The sequence below is a fragment of the Aeromonas sp. QDB31 genome (genome assembly GCF_027707605.1).
GTDB classification, from domain to species: Bacteria; Pseudomonadota; Gammaproteobacteria; order Enterobacterales; family Aeromonadaceae; genus Aeromonas; species Aeromonas media.
Window position 1 is genome coordinate 115101 of sequence record NZ_JAPCIX010000002.1, and the last position, 16273, is coordinate 131373.

Sequence of the window (16273 nt, forward strand, 5' to 3'; positions counted from 1 at the left end):
TCGTTCAGGGTTTGCGGTAGACGGTCTCCCCCATGAAGACCGTCTGCTCGACCCGGGTCTGTGCGATCTGCTCCGGCGTGCCGGCCTTGACCAGGGCGAACAGATCCCGGTCCAGCACGATGAAGTCCGCCGACTTGCCCGCCTCGATGGAGCCGGTGATCGCCTCCTGGCGTACCGCCCTGGCGCCGTTGATGGTGTAGGCGGCCAGCATCTCGGCCAGCGAGGTGCGCTGACTGGCGCGGAAGTCGTCGCCGCTGCCGGCCGCCTTCATGATGCCGGCGGCCATGTTCTCGAACGGGCGCGGATCCCGGCTGTCTACCGGGGCGTCGCTGCCCGCCACCAGCACGGCGCCGGCCTGGCGTGAATGCTCTACCGGGTAGAGCGCATCATGGAGATAGCCCATGGGATCGTAGATGGCTTCGCTCAGGGACTGTCCAACCCTGGTTGGCTGGATGAAGGGGCTGACCAGCATGTCATAGGCGAGCTGGGGCGTGGTCCAGGCATAGGTAAAGGTGAGGTAGAGGCCAAGCTCGCCGAGGCGTTTCTGATCGTCCGGGTGCACCACCTGCAGATGGGCTAGGGTGTGGGGGATGTGGCTCTCCCCGTTGCTGGCTCGGGCCGCCTCCAGGGCATCGAGGGCCACTCGCGTGCTGCGATCGCCGATGCTGTGCATGTGAATGCCAAACCCGGCCCCATCCAGCGCCGTGACGTAGCGCGCCAGATCCGCCTCCTTGTAGTTGACGATGCCGTTGCTGCCCGCATCCTCGCTGTCCGCTGTGATGCTCACCTCGCCGCTGGCAGGATCCAGGGCCAGATGCGGGTTCTGGTAATTCTCCAGCATGCCGGCATTGGGCAGGAAGGGAGGGCTGGTGAAGGGATCTCCCTCCAGCACACCGTCGAGGAAGATCTTCACCGTATCGGCCTTGATGAGGGGGTTGCCTGCGAAGGCGTCGCGCACCTGGCTCGCCTTGGCCAGGTGGCCGGCGATGTCCAGCTTGCCGCTGTAGTCATCCTGGTGGAAGCAGGTGGCGGCGGTGACGCGCATGTGCAGCAGATCCTGGTCCTGCATGTTGAGCAGGCGCTGTCGGATGAAGTCGTTGGCGCAGGCATCCTGCACGCCCGTGATGCCGCGGGACGCCATCAGCGCCGAGATGGCGGGGAGTATCTTGTCATACTGGGCCGCCGCCTGCTCGCCCTCCGCGCTCAGCACACCGGTGTCGGGGACCGCAATGGCGCTGCGTGCCGCGTCCCGGATCACGCCGCTCGCCAGATCCACATAGGGGATGAAGGCCTCGAACACGCCGCCAGGGGCCAGGGTGGTGGCATTGAAACCGACCACATTGCCGTCTTTGTCCTGTGCCTGCGCCAGTGCCTGGGAGTTGTAGCCGCCGGCATGGCCGTCGACCCCGGCCAGCATCACGGGGTTGTTCGGCGCCGCCGCATCCAGGGCCGCCAGCAGGGTGGCATGGGTGGCGGTCGGGGTGTTGCCGTCATAGGGCGACCATTGGTTGACCACCAGCCAGTCCCCGGACGCCGGGGCGTAGCGGGGCAGGCACTCCCTGACCTTGGCCGCGAGTTGATCCAGGTTGACGCTCTGGCCGTCCAGATCGCACATGTCCAGCGCCACTGTGCCGAGCAGGTGGATGTGGTTGTCGTGCAGCCCAGGCAGCACCATCCTGCCTTGCAGATCCACCACCCGGGTCGCCCCGTTCTTCAGGGCCTCGGCCCCCTCGCGGGTGCCCACGTAGGTGAACTTGCCGCCTTGCACCACCATGGCCTCGGCCTGGCTGCGTGTCCCATCCTGGGTGTGGATCTTGCCGTTGAGATAGAGGGTATTGTCCTGTGGTGCTTCACTGCTGTCCTGCTGGCAGCCGAGCAGGCCAGTCACCAGCAGGGCGATGGCGCCCAGCCTGAGACGGGGATGTTTGCTATCCATAGCGCGCTCTCCTTGGGTTAATTGCAGTTTTTACTGCAGATATGAGCACCTATGGTTATTGCAGCTATTCTGAAAAATGCCAGTTATTGCTGCACTTTTTTTGACTTGTGTTTATCTTGTCTCATCATGTAGTTATGAAAAACAGTCACCATGGCGGGAGAAACGGGATGGCGGAACATTGTTTGCCGGATGGACTCTGCATGCGGCGTCAACCCAGGCAGCAGCGCAGTCAGGAGGTGGTGAGCCGCATCGAGCAGGCCACCCTGGCCCTGTTGCGGGAACAGGGGTTTGCGGCCCTCAACACCAATGCCATCGCCGCCCGCGCCGGGGTGGGCATCAAGTCCCTCTATCACCTCTACCCCAACAAGGAGGCGATCATCTGCCAGCTGGCCATGGCGTGGCTGGCGGCGGTGTGCGAGGCGCAGGAGGCCATCCGCGAGCAGGCCGACAGCTGGCCGCAGACGCTCCTGCTGCTGGATGAGGCACTGGAGGCGCTGGACGATCGCTTCGTCGGCTATGGGGCGCTGTGGCAGGCGATGGATCTGATCCCCGCCCTGCACGGGGTCGAGCAGGAGCACGAGGGACGCCAGATAGCCTTCTGGTCCGAGCGGCTGCGCCACTTTGGCTGTCGCTGGCCCGAGCCCGATCTCACCACCCTGGTACGCTACTTCTACCGCACCGCAGACGTGGCCAAGCAGTGCACCAAGGGGCAGGGGGAGGCGGGGAGTGCGCTGTGGCAACTGCACCGGCGCTGGAGCGAGCAACTGATGATGGCGGCCATCGAGGAGGCGGATCCCGCCCGGGTCTGGCATGCCCTGCCCGGGTTGGTGCCCGCGGCCTGACAAGGCTTGGAGAAACGAGAGAGGGAGTGCCTGGCACTCCCTCTCTTACATTGGGTGCTGCGCCATTCGGGCTAGCCGTAACGCGCCAGGGTCAGCCCCTCGTCGCTGATGGCGGGGGCGCTGCCCGAGATGAGATCGCTGAGCAGCTGGCCCGACCCCGCGGCCATGGTCCAGCCCAGGGTGCCGTGGCCGGTGTTGAGCCACAGACCCGGGATGGGGCTGGGGCCCACCAGGGGGGTGCCATCCGGCGTCATGGGGCGCAGCCCGGTCCAGAACTCGGCGCGGGAAAGATCGCCCCCCTCGGGGAAGAGATCCCTCACCACCATGGCCAGGGTGTCGTGACGTTTGGGGTTGAGCGCCAGATTGAAGCCAGACAGCTCGGCCATGCCGCCGACCCGGATCCGCTCATCGAAACGGGTGATGGCGACCTTGTAGGTTTCATCCAGCACAGTGCTGCGAGGAGCACCATCGGCGTCCGTCATCGGCAGGGTGAGGGAGTAGCCCTTGACCGGGTAGACGGGGAGCGCTATTCCCAAGGGCTTCAGGAAGCCGGTGCCATAGCTCCCCAGCGCACAGACGATGGCGTCGGCCTGGAAGCGCTGCTCGCCCGCGCGCACCGCCACGGCGCGCCCTTTGGCGAGCTCGATTTCGTCGATGGGGCAGTTGAAGACGACGGTCACCCCGAGTTTCTGTGCCTCGGCGGCCAGGGCCTGGGTGAAGCGGAAGCAGTCCCCCGTCTCGTCCCCCGGCAGGCGCAGGCCCCCCACCACCTTGCCGCGTACCCGGGCCAGGGCGGGCTCCACCTCTTCACAGCCGCCTGCATCCAGGGACTGGTAGGGGACGCCGTACTCTTCCAGCACCTCGATATCGCGCTGGCTGGCGTCCCGCTGAGCCTGGCTTCGGAACAGCTGCAGGGTGCCGAGCTGGCGCCCCTCGTAGTCCAGGGCCAGCTCGTCCCTGAGCACCTTCATGCAGTCGCGGCTGTATTCGGCCAGCCGCACCATGCGCCCCTTGTTGACCGCATAGGCCGCCGGGGTGCAGTTGGCGAACATCTTCAGCATCCAGCTCAGCTGGAAGGGATCCGCGGTGGGGCGGACCGTGAAGGGAGCGTGCTTTTGCAGCAGCCACTTGGCGGCCTTGAGGGGAATGCCTGGGGCAGCCCAGGGGGAAGCATAACCCGGGGAGATCTGACCCGCATTGGCATGGCTGGTTTCAAGCGCCACCCCGTCACGTCGCTCCAGCAGGGTCACCTTGTGACCGGCCTTGGCCAGATACCAAGCGCTGGTCACACCGACCACGCCACCACCGAGTACCACTATGTCCATCTTGTCTCTCCTTGACTGGGGCCTTCACCTTAATCAGCCGCCACAGGATATTCAACTGGTGTCGATGTCATTGGTGGTTATCGCTGTTTACATTTTGTTAACTGGCTCTCAATGTTGTGATTTTCTCTAGTGTTGGCATGAAATCCTGCCACCTCAGAGGCGCTCCAGGTGGAGCAGATGGTGCTCCGCCGTCGCCAGCATGGCCTGCCGCTGCGCCTCGGGTTGGTCGTCCCAGTTGGCGTAGGGGAGGGCGAGGCGGGGATTGGCTCCCAGCTTGTCCCGATGGCGCCATAAAAAGTGCCAGTAGAGGCTGTTGAACGGGCAGCTGTCCGGACCGCTGCGTGCCTTCACCTCATAATGACACCCCTTGCAGTAGTGGCCCATGCGCGCCAGATAGGCACCGCTGCTGGCGTAGGGCTTGCTGCCCATCAGGCCGCCGTCGGCGAACTGGCTCATGCCGCGGGTGTTGGGCAGCTCCACCCACTCGATGGCATCCACGTAGATGCCGAGATACCAGGCGTCCACCTCGTCCGGATCTATCCCCGCCAGCAGGGCAAAGTTACCGGTCACCATCAGCCGCTGGATGTGGTGGGCGTAGCCGTGCTCGAGGGACTGGCGAATGGCGTGGCGCATGCACGCCATTCTGGTTTCACCGCTCCAGAAGAAGCCGGGCAGGGGGCGGTCGGCACCCAGGAAATTGACGCGGCCATAGGCGGGCATCTGCTCCCAGTAGAGGGCGCGGACAAACTCGCGCCAGCCGAGGATCTGGCGAATGAAGCCCTCCACCTGAGAGAGCGAAATGGTGGCCTGGTTGGCCCGCCAACGGGACTCGGCGGCGCGGATCACCTCGAGGGGGTGGAGCATCTTGCTGTTGAGCGAAAATGACAAGCGGCTGTGAAACAGGCTCCAGCCCCGCTCACTCAGGGCATCTTGATAGCGGCCGAAGTGGGGCAGGCAGTGCACCAGAAAATACTCGAGCAGTGCGCGGCTCTGGCGCCGGGTGACCGGCCAGGGCAGGGCGCTGGCATCGGCATGGCCAATGGTGCTGACCCCGTGGCGAGTCAGCATGGCGTCGATCTCGCTCACCTCGTTGGCAAAGGTGAGGGGCGCCGGGATGGGCTGGTTGTCCGGCAGTCTGGCGCGGTTCTCGGCATCGAAGTTCCAGCGCCCGCCAAGGGGTTGGCCGCCTTCATCCAGCAGCACCCCGTATTGTTTTCTCAGGGCGCGGTAGAAGAACTCCATCCGGCTGTGGGGGTAGCGGCGCCAGCCATCCCTGGGGGTCAGAAAATGCTCGCTCTCCACCTCTTGGGCCGGGATGGCAAGGTCCGCCGCCCACTGCGCAAGTTGATGGGCGAGGCGCCACTCGTCCGGGCTCTGCCAGGCAAAGCGCTCGGCCTGATGCGCTTCGAGCTGGGCCGTCAGCAAGCTGGGCAGGTCGGGCCAGGGGGCGCTCTCGTCGAGGGTCAGGTAGCAGACCCGGTGGCCCGCCTGGGTGAGGGCGGCGGCGAAGGCGCGCATGGCGGCAAAGAAGGCGAGCACCTTCTGGCGATGGTGGCGGCAGTAGTCCGTCTCCTGGCGCAGCTCTGCCAGCAGGTAGCAGACAGCCGGATCCGGGGTGCGAAACCAGCTGTGGCCGGCGTTCAGCTGATCGCCGAGGATGAGCCGCAGCTCCATCAGACCGACTCTCCCTGATGACGGCGGCAACGCTCGCTGCAATAGCGCACCTCGTGCCAGCAGCGCGCCCACTTGCGCCGCCAGGCGAACGGGCGCAGGCAGACGGGGCAGACTTTCTCGGGTAGATGGGGTTTGCGGTGCATGTTCCGCCTCGTTCACTGGGTTGGCCGATCTCTGCCTGCATAACGAAGCGCAGTCAGGATGGGATCACAGTGCGATGGGAAAGGGGGCGTTCCGGGTTGCGTCAAGGGAGAGGCGCAATGAGAAGGCCCCCGCACCTGTCGGTGCGGGGGCCTCGTTGCTTGCCCGTATGATCACTGGTTGCTGAACAACTTGGCGGGGGGCGTGGACTGGGCGGTCAGGGTCATGCGGCCCGAGGTTTCCAGCCAGCTCTTGATCTTTCTGGCATCGGCCACCCGCTCATTGGTGGTGTTGGCGTGGAGCAGCACCATGACCACGGGCTCATTGTTGACCCGGGTTCCCATGACCAGGCAGCGACCTGCCTCGCGGATGTAGCCGGTCTTGGAGACCAGGATAGGCCATTCGCCTTCCCGGACCAGGCGGTTGGAGTTGAGATAGTGCAGCTGGCGCTTGCCGTTGCGTACCAGGCGCTGTTCGGAGGAGGTGTATTGGCGGATCAGCGGGTAGGTGGACGCTGCGGCGGCCAGTTTGGCGAGGTCGTGGGCGGTGGAGACGTTGCGCGGGTTGAGCCCGGTGCTATCGGCGAAATGGGTACTCCACATGCCGAGCATGCGGGCCTTGGCATTCATCGCCTCGATAAAGGCCTTGCGGCCCCCCGGGTAGTGCCGTCCCAATGCCGAGGCGGCGCGGTTTTCCGACGACATCAGGGCGATGTGCAGCATGTCGGCCCGACTCAGGCGCGAACCGACGGCCAGGCGGGAGCCGGTGCCCTTGAGCCTGTCCACATCGTCCATGGTGACGGTGAGGGTCTCGTTGAGGCGCTGGTTGCCGTCCAGCACCACCAGCGCCGTCATCAGCTTGGTGATGGAGGCGATGGACATCACCCGGTTGGCGTTGCGTTCAGCCAGGATCTCGCCGGTTCGTGGATTGGCGACCACGAAGGCATCGGATCTCAGGGCGAGATTGGTGCGAGGTTCGAGCAGGCTGTTGGTGGAGGAAGAGGTCGCAGAAAACGGGTTGGCATGGGCGCTTTCCATGCTGGCGGGAAGGAGGAAGGCGCCGAGCAGCAGGGGAAGAAAAGGACGAAGGTTCATGGTTTGGCTCTACTACGACAGACAGGGACATTTGGCTAAGTTATATGACGGTAATTGACGCTTCACAACGTCCGTGGGCCCGATATTTCAATTTTATGGGTTGGCGCACCTTGAAATAGCCGAATTCACGGCTATGGCGCCCTTTCACGGGATTCATAATGAACCACACCTGGCGCGCACATTGGCCGGGTTCAGCCCGTCATGGGGCGCACTATATGCCCTTTCTGACCCATCATTGCTACTCTTTTTGTGCCTTCCGGTGCGGCATCGGGTCGAACGCACCATTAATCCTCTTTGTGTCGGTGAAGATGGGCGCCGTCAGGGGCTTCGAGGGAGGTGTCAGCCGACCCGGATCAGCGCAGTGCCACCCTCATCAGCGGCGAGGGGCGGCGCGCCACAAAATGGTGCCAGACATGGTCATAGAGCGCCTGCTGCCCGGGAAAGCTCACCAGCGCCTTGGCCTCGGTGAGCGAACACCAGCGATACTCGGTGTGCTCATCATTGAGGGTGACCGTTTGATTGGGCGGGCAATAGACCACAAATACCGGCACTACCTCCACCGTATTTGAAGCGCTTTCGTAAAATTGTTCCAGATAATGGGCTGTGTATAACTCGCAAACCGATATACCCGTCTCTTCGCCAAACTCGCGAATAATGGTCTGCCAGCCGGTTTCCCCCGCCTCAACCGTGCCCGCCACATGGCACCAGAAACCGCCCTTGACCCGTTTCATCACCAGCAGCTTTGTTTCGCCATCAATCGTTGAGAGGGCGACACCGGAGACGGCTTTACAGCGAATGGGGATCATGGGGGAGGCTCCAAAAAAAGGTTCAATAGACGCCTATTGTTCGGCCGCCGACGGGAGGCTGGCAAGTGATTTCCCTGCCATCGGCGCTTGTGCGGGCCAAACGTGACAGGGGCATTCAGCCCCCATCATGTGTGTAGTCAGCCCCCCATCATGCGGGCTGTCTGGATCGCCTCGATCAGCGCGGCCCGGTTGATGCGGGGGCGCTCGCTGTCGAGCAACTGCTGCCAGAGGGCGATGGCCTGGGAGTAGCGGCCGTGCAGGAAGTGATCGGAGGCGAGCAGCATCAGGGCGCTCACCTCACCCTTGTCCTGCTTGAGTGCGCTACCCAGCAGGCGCTGCGCCTCCGGGGTGAGCTGCTGGCCTGCCTGATAGTAGAGCACGGTGGCCTGGGCGGCCTGGGTCGCCGCGCTGGCGCCCCCTTCTTGCAGGGCGAGGCGCTGGTAGGCGAGCAGGGCGTTGTCGTACTCGTCCCGATAGAGATAGAGCTGGCCGAGCGCCGCCCAGCCGTCGAGATCGGCGGGGTTGGCTTGCAGGCGCTGGTGCAGGGCGCCCAACTCCTTGTCTTGCAGATCCCGCGGGCTCAATCCCGCCAGCGGATCGGGGCGCGACTGATAAGCCTGCCATGCCTGATAGCGGCCGGTGCCGGCATAAATACCGGCAATCAGCGCCAGCAGCAAGGCCCCAAGCAGTATCCAAGAGCGCAGCCTAAGCAGCGGACGGGCGGTGCGGTCCTTGGCCAGCCGATCGCGCAGGGCCTGTTCGGCAGGTGGGGTGGCGTTGGCGAGGCGGGCCAGCTCCAGCTCCCGGTAGAGGCGGCTGTGAGGGGCAAGCCCCGCTTGCTGCTCGGCCATGATCAGCCGATTCAGCTCGGCCCTGGGGTCGTGGGCGATCGCCCCCTCGGCTCTGTCGCCGACAAGCGGCACCCGCGCCGGTTGCCGGCGATGCAGGCTCCTGCGCAGGCGATTGAGCGCCAGCAGCAGCAAGAGGGCGGGGCCGCCCCACAGCAGCGCCGTGCTGCTCTTGAAGGGGGGATCGTAGCGCACGAAATCGCCGAAGCGCTCCGTCATGCGGGCAATCACCTGCTCATCAGACTGCCCCTCGTCCACCCAGCGGTAGACCTCGAGCCGCAGATCCCGCGCGATGGGGGAGTTGGACTCCACCAGGTTCTGGTTCTGGCACTGGGGGCAGCGCAGGGCGCGGGCCAGCTCTTGCGCCCGATTTTGCCGCTCGGGGTGGCGAAACTGATAGGTATCGACCCCGCTGGCAAGGACCCCGAGGCTCAATGCCAGCAATAGCGGCGCGATCAGGGCGTGGCCGAGACGGCTCATGGCTTGCTCTCCTGCACTTGTCTCTCCACTTCTCTCTCCACTTCGGGCTGGCTAGCGGTGTTGCTGCGGGCCTTTGCAAGCAGGGGGGCAAACTGGCGTTGCCAGACTTCCCGGGTGAGCAGGCCGGTATGGCGGGTCAGCAGGGTGCCGTTGCTGGCAAAAAGATAGGTCTCCGGCGTGCCGTAGACGCCGAGCTCCAGTGCGAGTCGGCCGTCGGGGTCGGCCAGCACGGCGCGATAGGGGTTGCCCGCCTCGGTGAGCCAGGCGCGGGCGGCGTCCCCCTTGTCCCGGTAGTTGAGGCCATAGAGGGGCACGGCGCTGGCCAGCTCACCCAGCAGCGGATGCTCGGCGCGGCAGTTGGGGCACCAGCTGGCCCAGACGTTGAGCACGAAGGGCTCCCCCTTGAGCGCCGCGGTGTGGATGGGGGCGCCACCAAACAGATTGTCATTCTGCCAGGCAGGCAGGGTGCGCCCGGCGACGGCCTCATCCTGGCTGTAGGGGTTGTTGCCAAGGCCGAGCCAGAGCAGGGCACCGAGTCCCAGGGTGAGCACGAGCGGCACGAACAGGCGCAGACGGGCGTTCATAAGGACTCCTGTTCAAGCCGAGGGTAGGGGGTGGGCGCTGGCGCAGGATGGTTAGCCAGCAGCGGTCGGCGGGCGAGCAGGCGCAGGGCGCCGCCCGCCATCATCAACAGGCCGCCGAGCCAGATCCAGCGCACCAGCGGCTTGTAGTGCAGCCGCATGGCATAGGCGCCGGGCCCCATCTTCTCGCCGAGCACCACGTAGAGATCGCCGAGCATTCCCCACCCGATGCCGGGCTCGTTCATGTTCATGGTGCGCACGCTGTAGTGACGCCGCTCCGGCGTCAGCCGCGCCACCTCTTTACCGTCCTTATGCACGCTGAGAGTGATGCGCTCGGCGGTGTAGTTGGGGCCGATGATCGGCTCGCTCCCCTCATAGCGAAACTCGAAGGCGCCGAGCCGATAGGGCTGGCCTGCGGCGAGTACCGCGCCCCCCTCCTGACTGTGATGACTCACCTGCGCAATGCCGAGGGCGCACACCGCCACCCCGAGGTGGGCCAGCAGGCTGCCGAGTCGATTGAGGGTGAGCTCACGCTGCGACGTCGGTTGCAAGAGCGGGAGCAGCAGGCTGGCCATGAGCCAGAGGCTGAGCACGTTGGCCGCAAGCCCGAACCAGCTTGCCCGCAGCGGCTCGGGATAGGCGAGGCTCAGCAAGGCGCCCCCCAGCAGGCCGAACAGGCATGGGAGCAGCACCTTGATGCGGCGCTGGGCTGCCAGATGCTGCCAGCGCAGGCGCGGCAGCTGGGTCATCAGCGCCATCAGGCAGAGGGCCAGCGGCACGAAGATGGTATTGAAATAGGGTGCGCCCACCGAGAGCGAGCCCAGATGAAGCGACTGGAACACCATGGGGTAGAAGGTGCCGAGCAGCACGCTGGCGCAGGCCACGCAAAGCAGCAGGATGGCGGCGCCGAGCAGTCCCTCTTTTGACAGCAAGCCAAAGCGGGCATAGGGGGCGCGAATGTCCGCCCGCAGGGCAAACAGGGTGAGGGCGCAGGTCAATAGCAAGCCGAGCAGCAACAAGAGAGTGAGGCCGCGGCTGGGGTCCACCGCAAAGGCGTGCACCGAGGTAAGCACCCCCGAGCGCACCACGAAGGTGCCGAGCAGGCTCAGCGAAAAGGTGAAGATGGAGAGGAGCAGCACGGCGTGGCCGTAAGCGCCGCGCTTCTCGCACACCACCAGGGCGTGCAGCAGGGCGGTGCCGAGCAGCCAGGGTAAGAGGGAGGCATTTTCCACCGGATCCCAGAACCACCAGCCGCCCCAGCCGAGTTCGTAATAGGCCCACCAGGAACCCAGCACGATGCCGGCGGTGAGAAACACCCAGGAGCCGAGCGCCCAGGGGCGGCTCCAGTGGGCCACGGCGCCATCGAGCCGACCCGAGTGCAGCGCCGCCATGGCGAAGGCGAAGTTGACCGCAAAGCCGACGTAACCGAGATAGAGCAGGGGCGGGTGAATGATGAGGCCGATATCCTGCAGCATGGGATTGAGATCGCGCCCCTCCAGCGGCCCCGGGAACTGGCGGTCAAACGGGCTGGAGAAGATCAGGGTATAGAGGCCGAACAACCCGACGATCAGCCCCATGATGGCCAATACCCGGGTGCGGATCAGCGGATCGACCCGCCTGGAGCAAAGGGCCACCAGCGCGCCCCACAGCCCCAGCGCAAAGACGAAGAAGAGCATGGAGCCCTCGTGGCCGCCCCACACGGCCGCCAGCTTGAAGCCCAGCGGCAGGGCGCTGTTGGCGTGCTGGGCCACATAGACCAGGGTGAAGTCATCCTGGCCAAAACAGCTGGCGAGCAGCAGCAGGGCGGCCCCGAGCAGGAGCGCGATCAGGAGGGCCAGCGGTGTTGCGCAGCCGAGCAGCGGGCGTGAGGCGAGCCGCAGCCCCAGCCAGGGCAGGGTGCCTTGCAGCAGGGCGAGCCCGGTCGCCAGCAACAGTGAGAGATAGCCGAGCTCCGCCAGCACACAACCTCCGGTTCAATCTTTGGATGTCATTCATGTCATGACACACACGCCGCATCTCCTCCCTTTGGTGGAGAGCATTGCCAAGCAACGGGTGTGGCATCACCAGAAATTCATTGGGCCAGCAACAAACCAGCGCCAGTCACCCGAGGGTGGCTGGCGCTGGTGATCATACCTTTAAACTACCGTCATCTGGCCGGCATAGAGCACGAAGTAGCGGAGCAGCAGGATCCCCACCAGGGTCAGGCTGCAGACCAGCACCAGATAGCCGTTTTTGGCCCGCAGCGGCGCGGGAGCCAGCAGGGCCAGCAACTGGGGCAGCAGCATGCCGATGCCCACCACCCCGAGCCAGAACACCTGAGCCCAGAAGCCGCTGCCGATGGCGGCCCACATGGCGGCCTCCTTCTGGCCGCCACCGAAGTAGAGGCCGGTAAAGAAGCAGACCAGCAGCAGCACCTCCACCGCGAGCACCGGTCGCTCGAAGCGATGGACGAAGCTCACCCCCTGGCTGTGATGGTTCTCCTTGAACAGGGTGACCGCCAGCAAGATGGTGGAAGCGATGCCGGAGCTGACGCCGGAGATGAGGAACAGCACCGGCAGCACCGGGTTGTTCAACAGCGGATAGGTCTTGAGCGCCGACAGCAGAAAGCCGGTGTAGGCCCCCAAGAGCACGGCAAGCAGCAGCAAGAGCGGCGCCAGCAGCCGCTCGATGCGGGCAATCCAAGCGATGAGATCATCCACAAAGGCGAACTTCTCTTGCAGCAGGTGACTGCGCAAGGTCTCGATCTCGGCCCGAAACACCACCGCCAGCCAGGCGAACAGCACCGCCATGTAGACCTGGAACAGCATGACCCCCATCGACATCACGGAGTCGAACTGGTAGTGGAACATCAGCTTCCAGAAGGTCCAGGGGCGGGCCAGATGGAAGATGAGGATCAGTAACCCCAGCACCACGCTCACCGGCGCCAGGATGGCGGTCGCCTTGATGATGCCGCTCTCGCTGCCGGCCCCCTTGCGGCGCAGCAGCACCGAGAGGCTGGTGGCCCCGGCGGAGATGCCGAGCAGAAAGAGATAGATGGCGATCGGCCAGTCCCAGACGAGTGAAGGGAAGTGAAATGCGTCATACCACATGGTCATTCCCTCCATTGGCTATTGCCGTGGTAGATGGCGATCGGACAAATCCCCAGACAAGGGAAGGGAAGTGAAACGCCTCTTGCATCGTCATGACTTTATCTCCCCTTTGGGCACGCGGTACATCTTGGGCGAGGTGCCGAGTGCCTGCTTGTAGCGATAGGTGGTCTCCTTCACCAGCAGTTTGGCGATGGGGCTGCCCGGATCATCCAGATTGCCGAACACCAGCGCCTTGGTGGGGCAGGATTCCACGCATGCCGGCTCCTTGCCTGCCGCCAGGTTGGTCTTGCGGCAAAAGTCGCACTTATCGGCAACCTTGGTCACAGGGTTGATAAAGCGCACCTGATAGGGGCAGGCGGCGAGACAGTACATGCAGCCGACGCAGAGATCCGGGTCCACGTCGACGATGCCATCCTCCTTGCGGATATGGGAGGCACCGGTCGGGCAGACGTGCACGCAGGGAGCGTTGTCGCAGTGCTGGCAGGACTTGCGAAAGAAGTGATAGTCGGCGTCGGGAAATTCTCCGATGGGGCCCGTGCGGATGATCTCGAGGCGCGAGACTCCTTCCGGCACCTTGTTCACCTCCCGGCAGGCATCCATGCAGGCGGTGCAGCCGATGCAGGCCGTCTCGTCATGGAGCATGCCATAGCGAACCCCGTTGATGGTCTGGCTGTGGGCGAGGATGGCCGTGCCGGCGCGCACCGGGCCCGTCATCATGATGAGGGCTCCCGCGCTCATCCCCGCCATGAAGTCACGACGAGAACAGCTCATGGTGCCTCCTTGCCCGCATTGTTCGGCAGGCCGGCCACCTTGGCTTGATGCTGCTTGCTGTGGCAGTCGACGCAGAGCTTGATGCGGGACTTTTCCGGGATTTCCGCCATGGGTTCCTTGACCGGGTGCAACTGGTGGCAGCTGGTACAGGTGAGCTTGGTGGCGTGCACGTCGTGGGCCCAGAGCGCCTCGCGCAGCGGTTTGGGCTCGTGGCAGCTCATGCAGACCCCGTTCTGCTCGGTGATGGGGTAGCTCTCGGTGCTCTGCTTCTCTGCCAAGCCGCTTTGCTTGTCTGCCAGGGCGCTTTGCTTGTCATTGAAGCTGTCGCTAAAGCGCATCACGTCCTTGACCCCTTCCCGGTGCTGGGAGGAGGGCTGACCGTGGCAGTTGGTGCAGGTGACCGGCGCCAGGTTGTTGGGGTTGGTCGCCTGGCCGTGCTTGCCGTGCATCCCCTCGGTCTGCTCCTTGTGACAGTCGGTGCAGGCCTTGTCGGGGCTGCGCAAAAATTCCACCTCGTGTGTGGCAGGGAGGGCCGCAGGGGCATTCGCCGCATCGGCGGCCTGGCCCTGCAGGCTGGTCAGCAGCATGGCCGCCATCAGCATCAGTCGTAAGAAATCCATCGTTAAATCACCCATAGGAAGCCTCCATCCGATTGCGGGCCCGACTCGGCGGGCCCGCAAATCTCGTCATTGTGCGAGCCGTCCGGCCGCTTTGGCCTCGGCATCCCAGGCGGGGACTGTGGTCTTGAGGAACTGGGCCTTGTCGGCATTCATCTGTTTCATGTCCATGCCAAGGGCGGCCTGGGCCTTCTCCTTGCTGGAGATGTCAGGAATGGCGATCTCGTGGCTGATCCCCTTGGCGGCCAAGAGGCGTGCCAGCTTGGTGCGGGCATCGGCGGCCTTGTCCAGGGCGGTGCCCAGCATGCGCAGCGCCACTTCCGGGGCGTGCATCTGTACCCCGTGGGAGGCGATGGAGAAGTCCCAGCGCCATTGGGCGTGGCGGATGTCCTGCTGAATGTCCTTCATCTCGGCTTCGGTGGCGCCGGCATCCCAGGCGGCCTTGGCTTCAAAGTGGGCGTGCACCAGCTGTTTCTCGACTTTGAGCTTGATCTCGGTCACCGCATCCTTGCGCTGCTGGACTATGCCTTGCAGCATCTCCTTGCTCTGGGTGTGGCAGTTGCGGCAGGTCTGATCGAAGCGATCGAAGGGGTTACCCACCTTGTGATCGGTGTAGACCTTGCCCTGCTCGTTCTGCACCTTGGGCATATGGCAGTCGACGCAGGCGACGTTGTTCTGGCCGTGAATGCCGGCGCGCCAGGTCTCGTATTCGGGGTGCTGGGCTTTGAGCATGGGGGTCTTGGAGAGGGCATGGGTCCAGTCGGCGAAACCGATCTCGTCGTAGTACTCTTCCATCTGCTCCACGGTGGTGCCCTTGTCCCAGGGGAATTTCACCGCCTTGGTGGGGCCGCTGAAGTAGTACTCCACGTGGCACTGGCCGCACACCTGGGACTGCTGATCGAAACGTCCCTGCTCCTTAAACGGCTTGCCGATGGCGGTCATGGCCCGGTCGGCATAGGGACGGGAGAGGTGCAGGGCAGGTTTGCCTTCCTTGAACTCTTTCGAGGCGGTGTCGTGGCAGTCGGCGCAGCCGATGGTGTTGACGATCTCGGGACCGCCTTTTGCCCACATCCCCTTGAAGTAACCATCCTCACCCTTCTCGTCGATGACGCGGGCCACGTCCGGGCCTTTGCAGCTCCAGCAGGCCATGGGCAGGGGGCCATCTTCGGCGGTCTTGGGGGCGCCGGTGCGCAGGGTTTCCCGCACGTCGGTCAGCGCATAGAAGTGGCCGCGCGGCTTGTTGTAATCCTTGGAGAAGGGGTAGCCGGCCCAGAGCACCACCATCTGCGGATCGTCCGCCAGGGCGTCGGTACGCTCGCGGCTCTCGCTGGTGCCTTTCCAGCTGCTGAACTGATCGGCGTGATCCTTGGCGAACAGCTCGCTGCGTGCCTCGATCTTGCCTTCGGGGGCTGTCTCGTCTGCCTGCGCCAGCATGCTGGCGCCCAGCAGGGCAGTCAGCAGCAGGGCGGCCAGACCCGGCCGAAATGGCTTGTTGTGTGAACCCACGGTCATCACTCCCAGATAAATTGTCCATGCCGAGCCTGACCGTTCCATCTTGGTGCGTGGACATCTGTGCCCATGGTCGATGGGCATGGCAGGCTGATTAATTGTTATGACTGCATATAAAATGATTTTTATGCACTTGCTCGTGGAGATAATACCAAATGGGTAAAATGGATAATCATTTATCCCTCCGGGAGTTGCGCTAGATCAATTGGCATGGACGGCTAATGCAAAAAGTGAGATCCAGGTTGAATTATTGAGCCCAATCTAGCGGTTATCCCCATCCTTATCCTTTGATGACGCACTGCGACGAGCCAGCATCTCGGGATGGAAGAGGAGTGTCTGGGTGAGGGCGGGTAGGGGGTCAGCCCCTATGGTGCGGAGAGGCTTCAAGTAGAAGTGAATATATATTCTTTTTTCGTGATGGGGATGGGGGGCTGACGTTCGCCTGGTGAAATAGTGGTAAACCCTGAACGGATGGGTGCCTGTCAGAAGCTGTCGTATGAACGGGGAGAAGAAGAGCCATGTTTGTCATCTGAGGCGTGAAAAAAAGCGTTATATCTCGA

General features: G+C 64.1%; 14 protein-coding genes. 1 reads left to right on the forward strand and 13 read right to left on the reverse strand.

The annotated features are described in order from the left end of the window. Window positions 1-4 precede the first annotated feature (4 nt). Window positions 5-1936, reverse strand: a complete 1932-nt coding sequence (locus PG898_RS02555) for an amidohydrolase (protein WP_270823464.1) — start codon at window positions 1934-1936, stop codon at window positions 5-7. 167 nt (window positions 1937-2103) lie between these two features. Between PG898_RS02555 and PG898_RS02560 the strand changes: the two genes are divergently transcribed. Beyond that, complete coding sequence (locus PG898_RS02560) at window positions 2104-2778, forward strand: TetR/AcrR family transcriptional regulator (RefSeq protein WP_270823466.1); 675 nt, start codon at window positions 2104-2106, stop codon at window positions 2776-2778. A 71-nt stretch (window positions 2779-2849) separates the two neighbouring features. Here PG898_RS02560 and PG898_RS02565 read toward each other — a convergent pair whose 3' ends face one another. The 12 genes from PG898_RS02565 to nrfA form a co-directional block, all read right to left on the reverse strand. Beyond that, window positions 2850-4103, reverse strand: coding sequence for a D-amino acid dehydrogenase (locus PG898_RS02565; protein ID WP_270823467.1), 1254 nt, complete (start codon window positions 4101-4103; stop codon window positions 2850-2852). Window positions 4104-4256: 153 nt separating this feature from the next. Further along, complete coding sequence (locus PG898_RS02570; RefSeq protein ID WP_270823468.1) at window positions 4257-5777, reverse strand: cryptochrome/photolyase family protein; 1521 nt, start codon at window positions 5775-5777, stop codon at window positions 4257-4259. Next, complete coding sequence (locus PG898_RS02575) at window positions 5777-5920, reverse strand: DUF2256 domain-containing protein (protein WP_081934443.1); 144 nt, start codon at window positions 5918-5920, stop codon at window positions 5777-5779. Before PG898_RS02575 ends, PG898_RS02570 begins: the two co-directional genes overlap by 1 nt. Before the next feature lie 171 nt (window positions 5921-6091). Beyond that, complete coding sequence (locus tag PG898_RS02580; protein WP_042649767.1) at window positions 6092-7012, reverse strand: serine hydrolase; 921 nt, start codon at window positions 7010-7012, stop codon at window positions 6092-6094. A 353-nt stretch (window positions 7013-7365) separates the two neighbouring features. Further along, a complete protein-coding gene (locus tag PG898_RS02585; protein WP_042649768.1) occupies window positions 7366-7818 on the reverse strand; it encodes an NUDIX hydrolase in 453 nt (150 codons plus the stop codon). Between the two features lie 137 nt (window positions 7819-7955). After that, window positions 7956-9146 (reverse strand): heme lyase NrfEFG subunit NrfF, encoded by a 1191-nt coding sequence (gene nrfF, locus PG898_RS02590; protein ID WP_270823469.1) that lies wholly within the window; start codon window positions 9144-9146, stop codon window positions 7956-7958. Next, window positions 9143-9730, reverse strand: a complete 588-nt coding sequence (locus PG898_RS02595) for a DsbE family thiol:disulfide interchange protein (protein WP_270823470.1) — start codon at window positions 9728-9730, stop codon at window positions 9143-9145. Before PG898_RS02595 ends, nrfF begins: the two co-directional genes overlap by 4 nt. After that, window positions 9727-11688, reverse strand: a complete 1962-nt coding sequence (gene nrfE / locus PG898_RS02600) for a heme lyase NrfEFG subunit NrfE (RefSeq protein ID WP_270823472.1) — start codon at window positions 11686-11688, stop codon at window positions 9727-9729. The genes PG898_RS02595 and nrfE overlap by 4 nt, the downstream gene beginning before the upstream one ends. Before the next feature lie 174 nt (window positions 11689-11862). After that, window positions 11863-12816: a cytochrome c nitrite reductase subunit NrfD gene (gene nrfD, locus PG898_RS02605; protein WP_270823564.1), complete on the reverse strand. Its 954-nt coding sequence runs from the start codon at window positions 12814-12816 to the stop codon at window positions 11863-11865. A gap of 90 nt (window positions 12817-12906) precedes the next feature. Next, entirely contained in the window at window positions 12907-13587 is a 681-nt protein-coding gene (gene nrfC, locus PG898_RS02610) for a cytochrome c nitrite reductase Fe-S protein (protein WP_270823473.1), read from the reverse strand. After that, the gene (nrfB, locus tag PG898_RS02615) at window positions 13584-14222 is read right to left on the reverse strand and encodes a cytochrome c nitrite reductase pentaheme subunit (protein ID WP_270823474.1); all 639 of its coding nucleotides are present in this window, start codon (window positions 14220-14222) and stop codon (window positions 13584-13586) included. The genes nrfC and nrfB overlap by 4 nt, the downstream gene beginning before the upstream one ends. A 51-nt stretch (window positions 14223-14273) precedes the next feature. Beyond that, entirely contained in the window at window positions 14274-15716 is a 1443-nt protein-coding gene (gene nrfA / locus PG898_RS02620; protein WP_268424133.1) for an ammonia-forming nitrite reductase cytochrome c552 subunit, read from the reverse strand. Window positions 15717-16273: the final 557 nt, after the last annotated feature.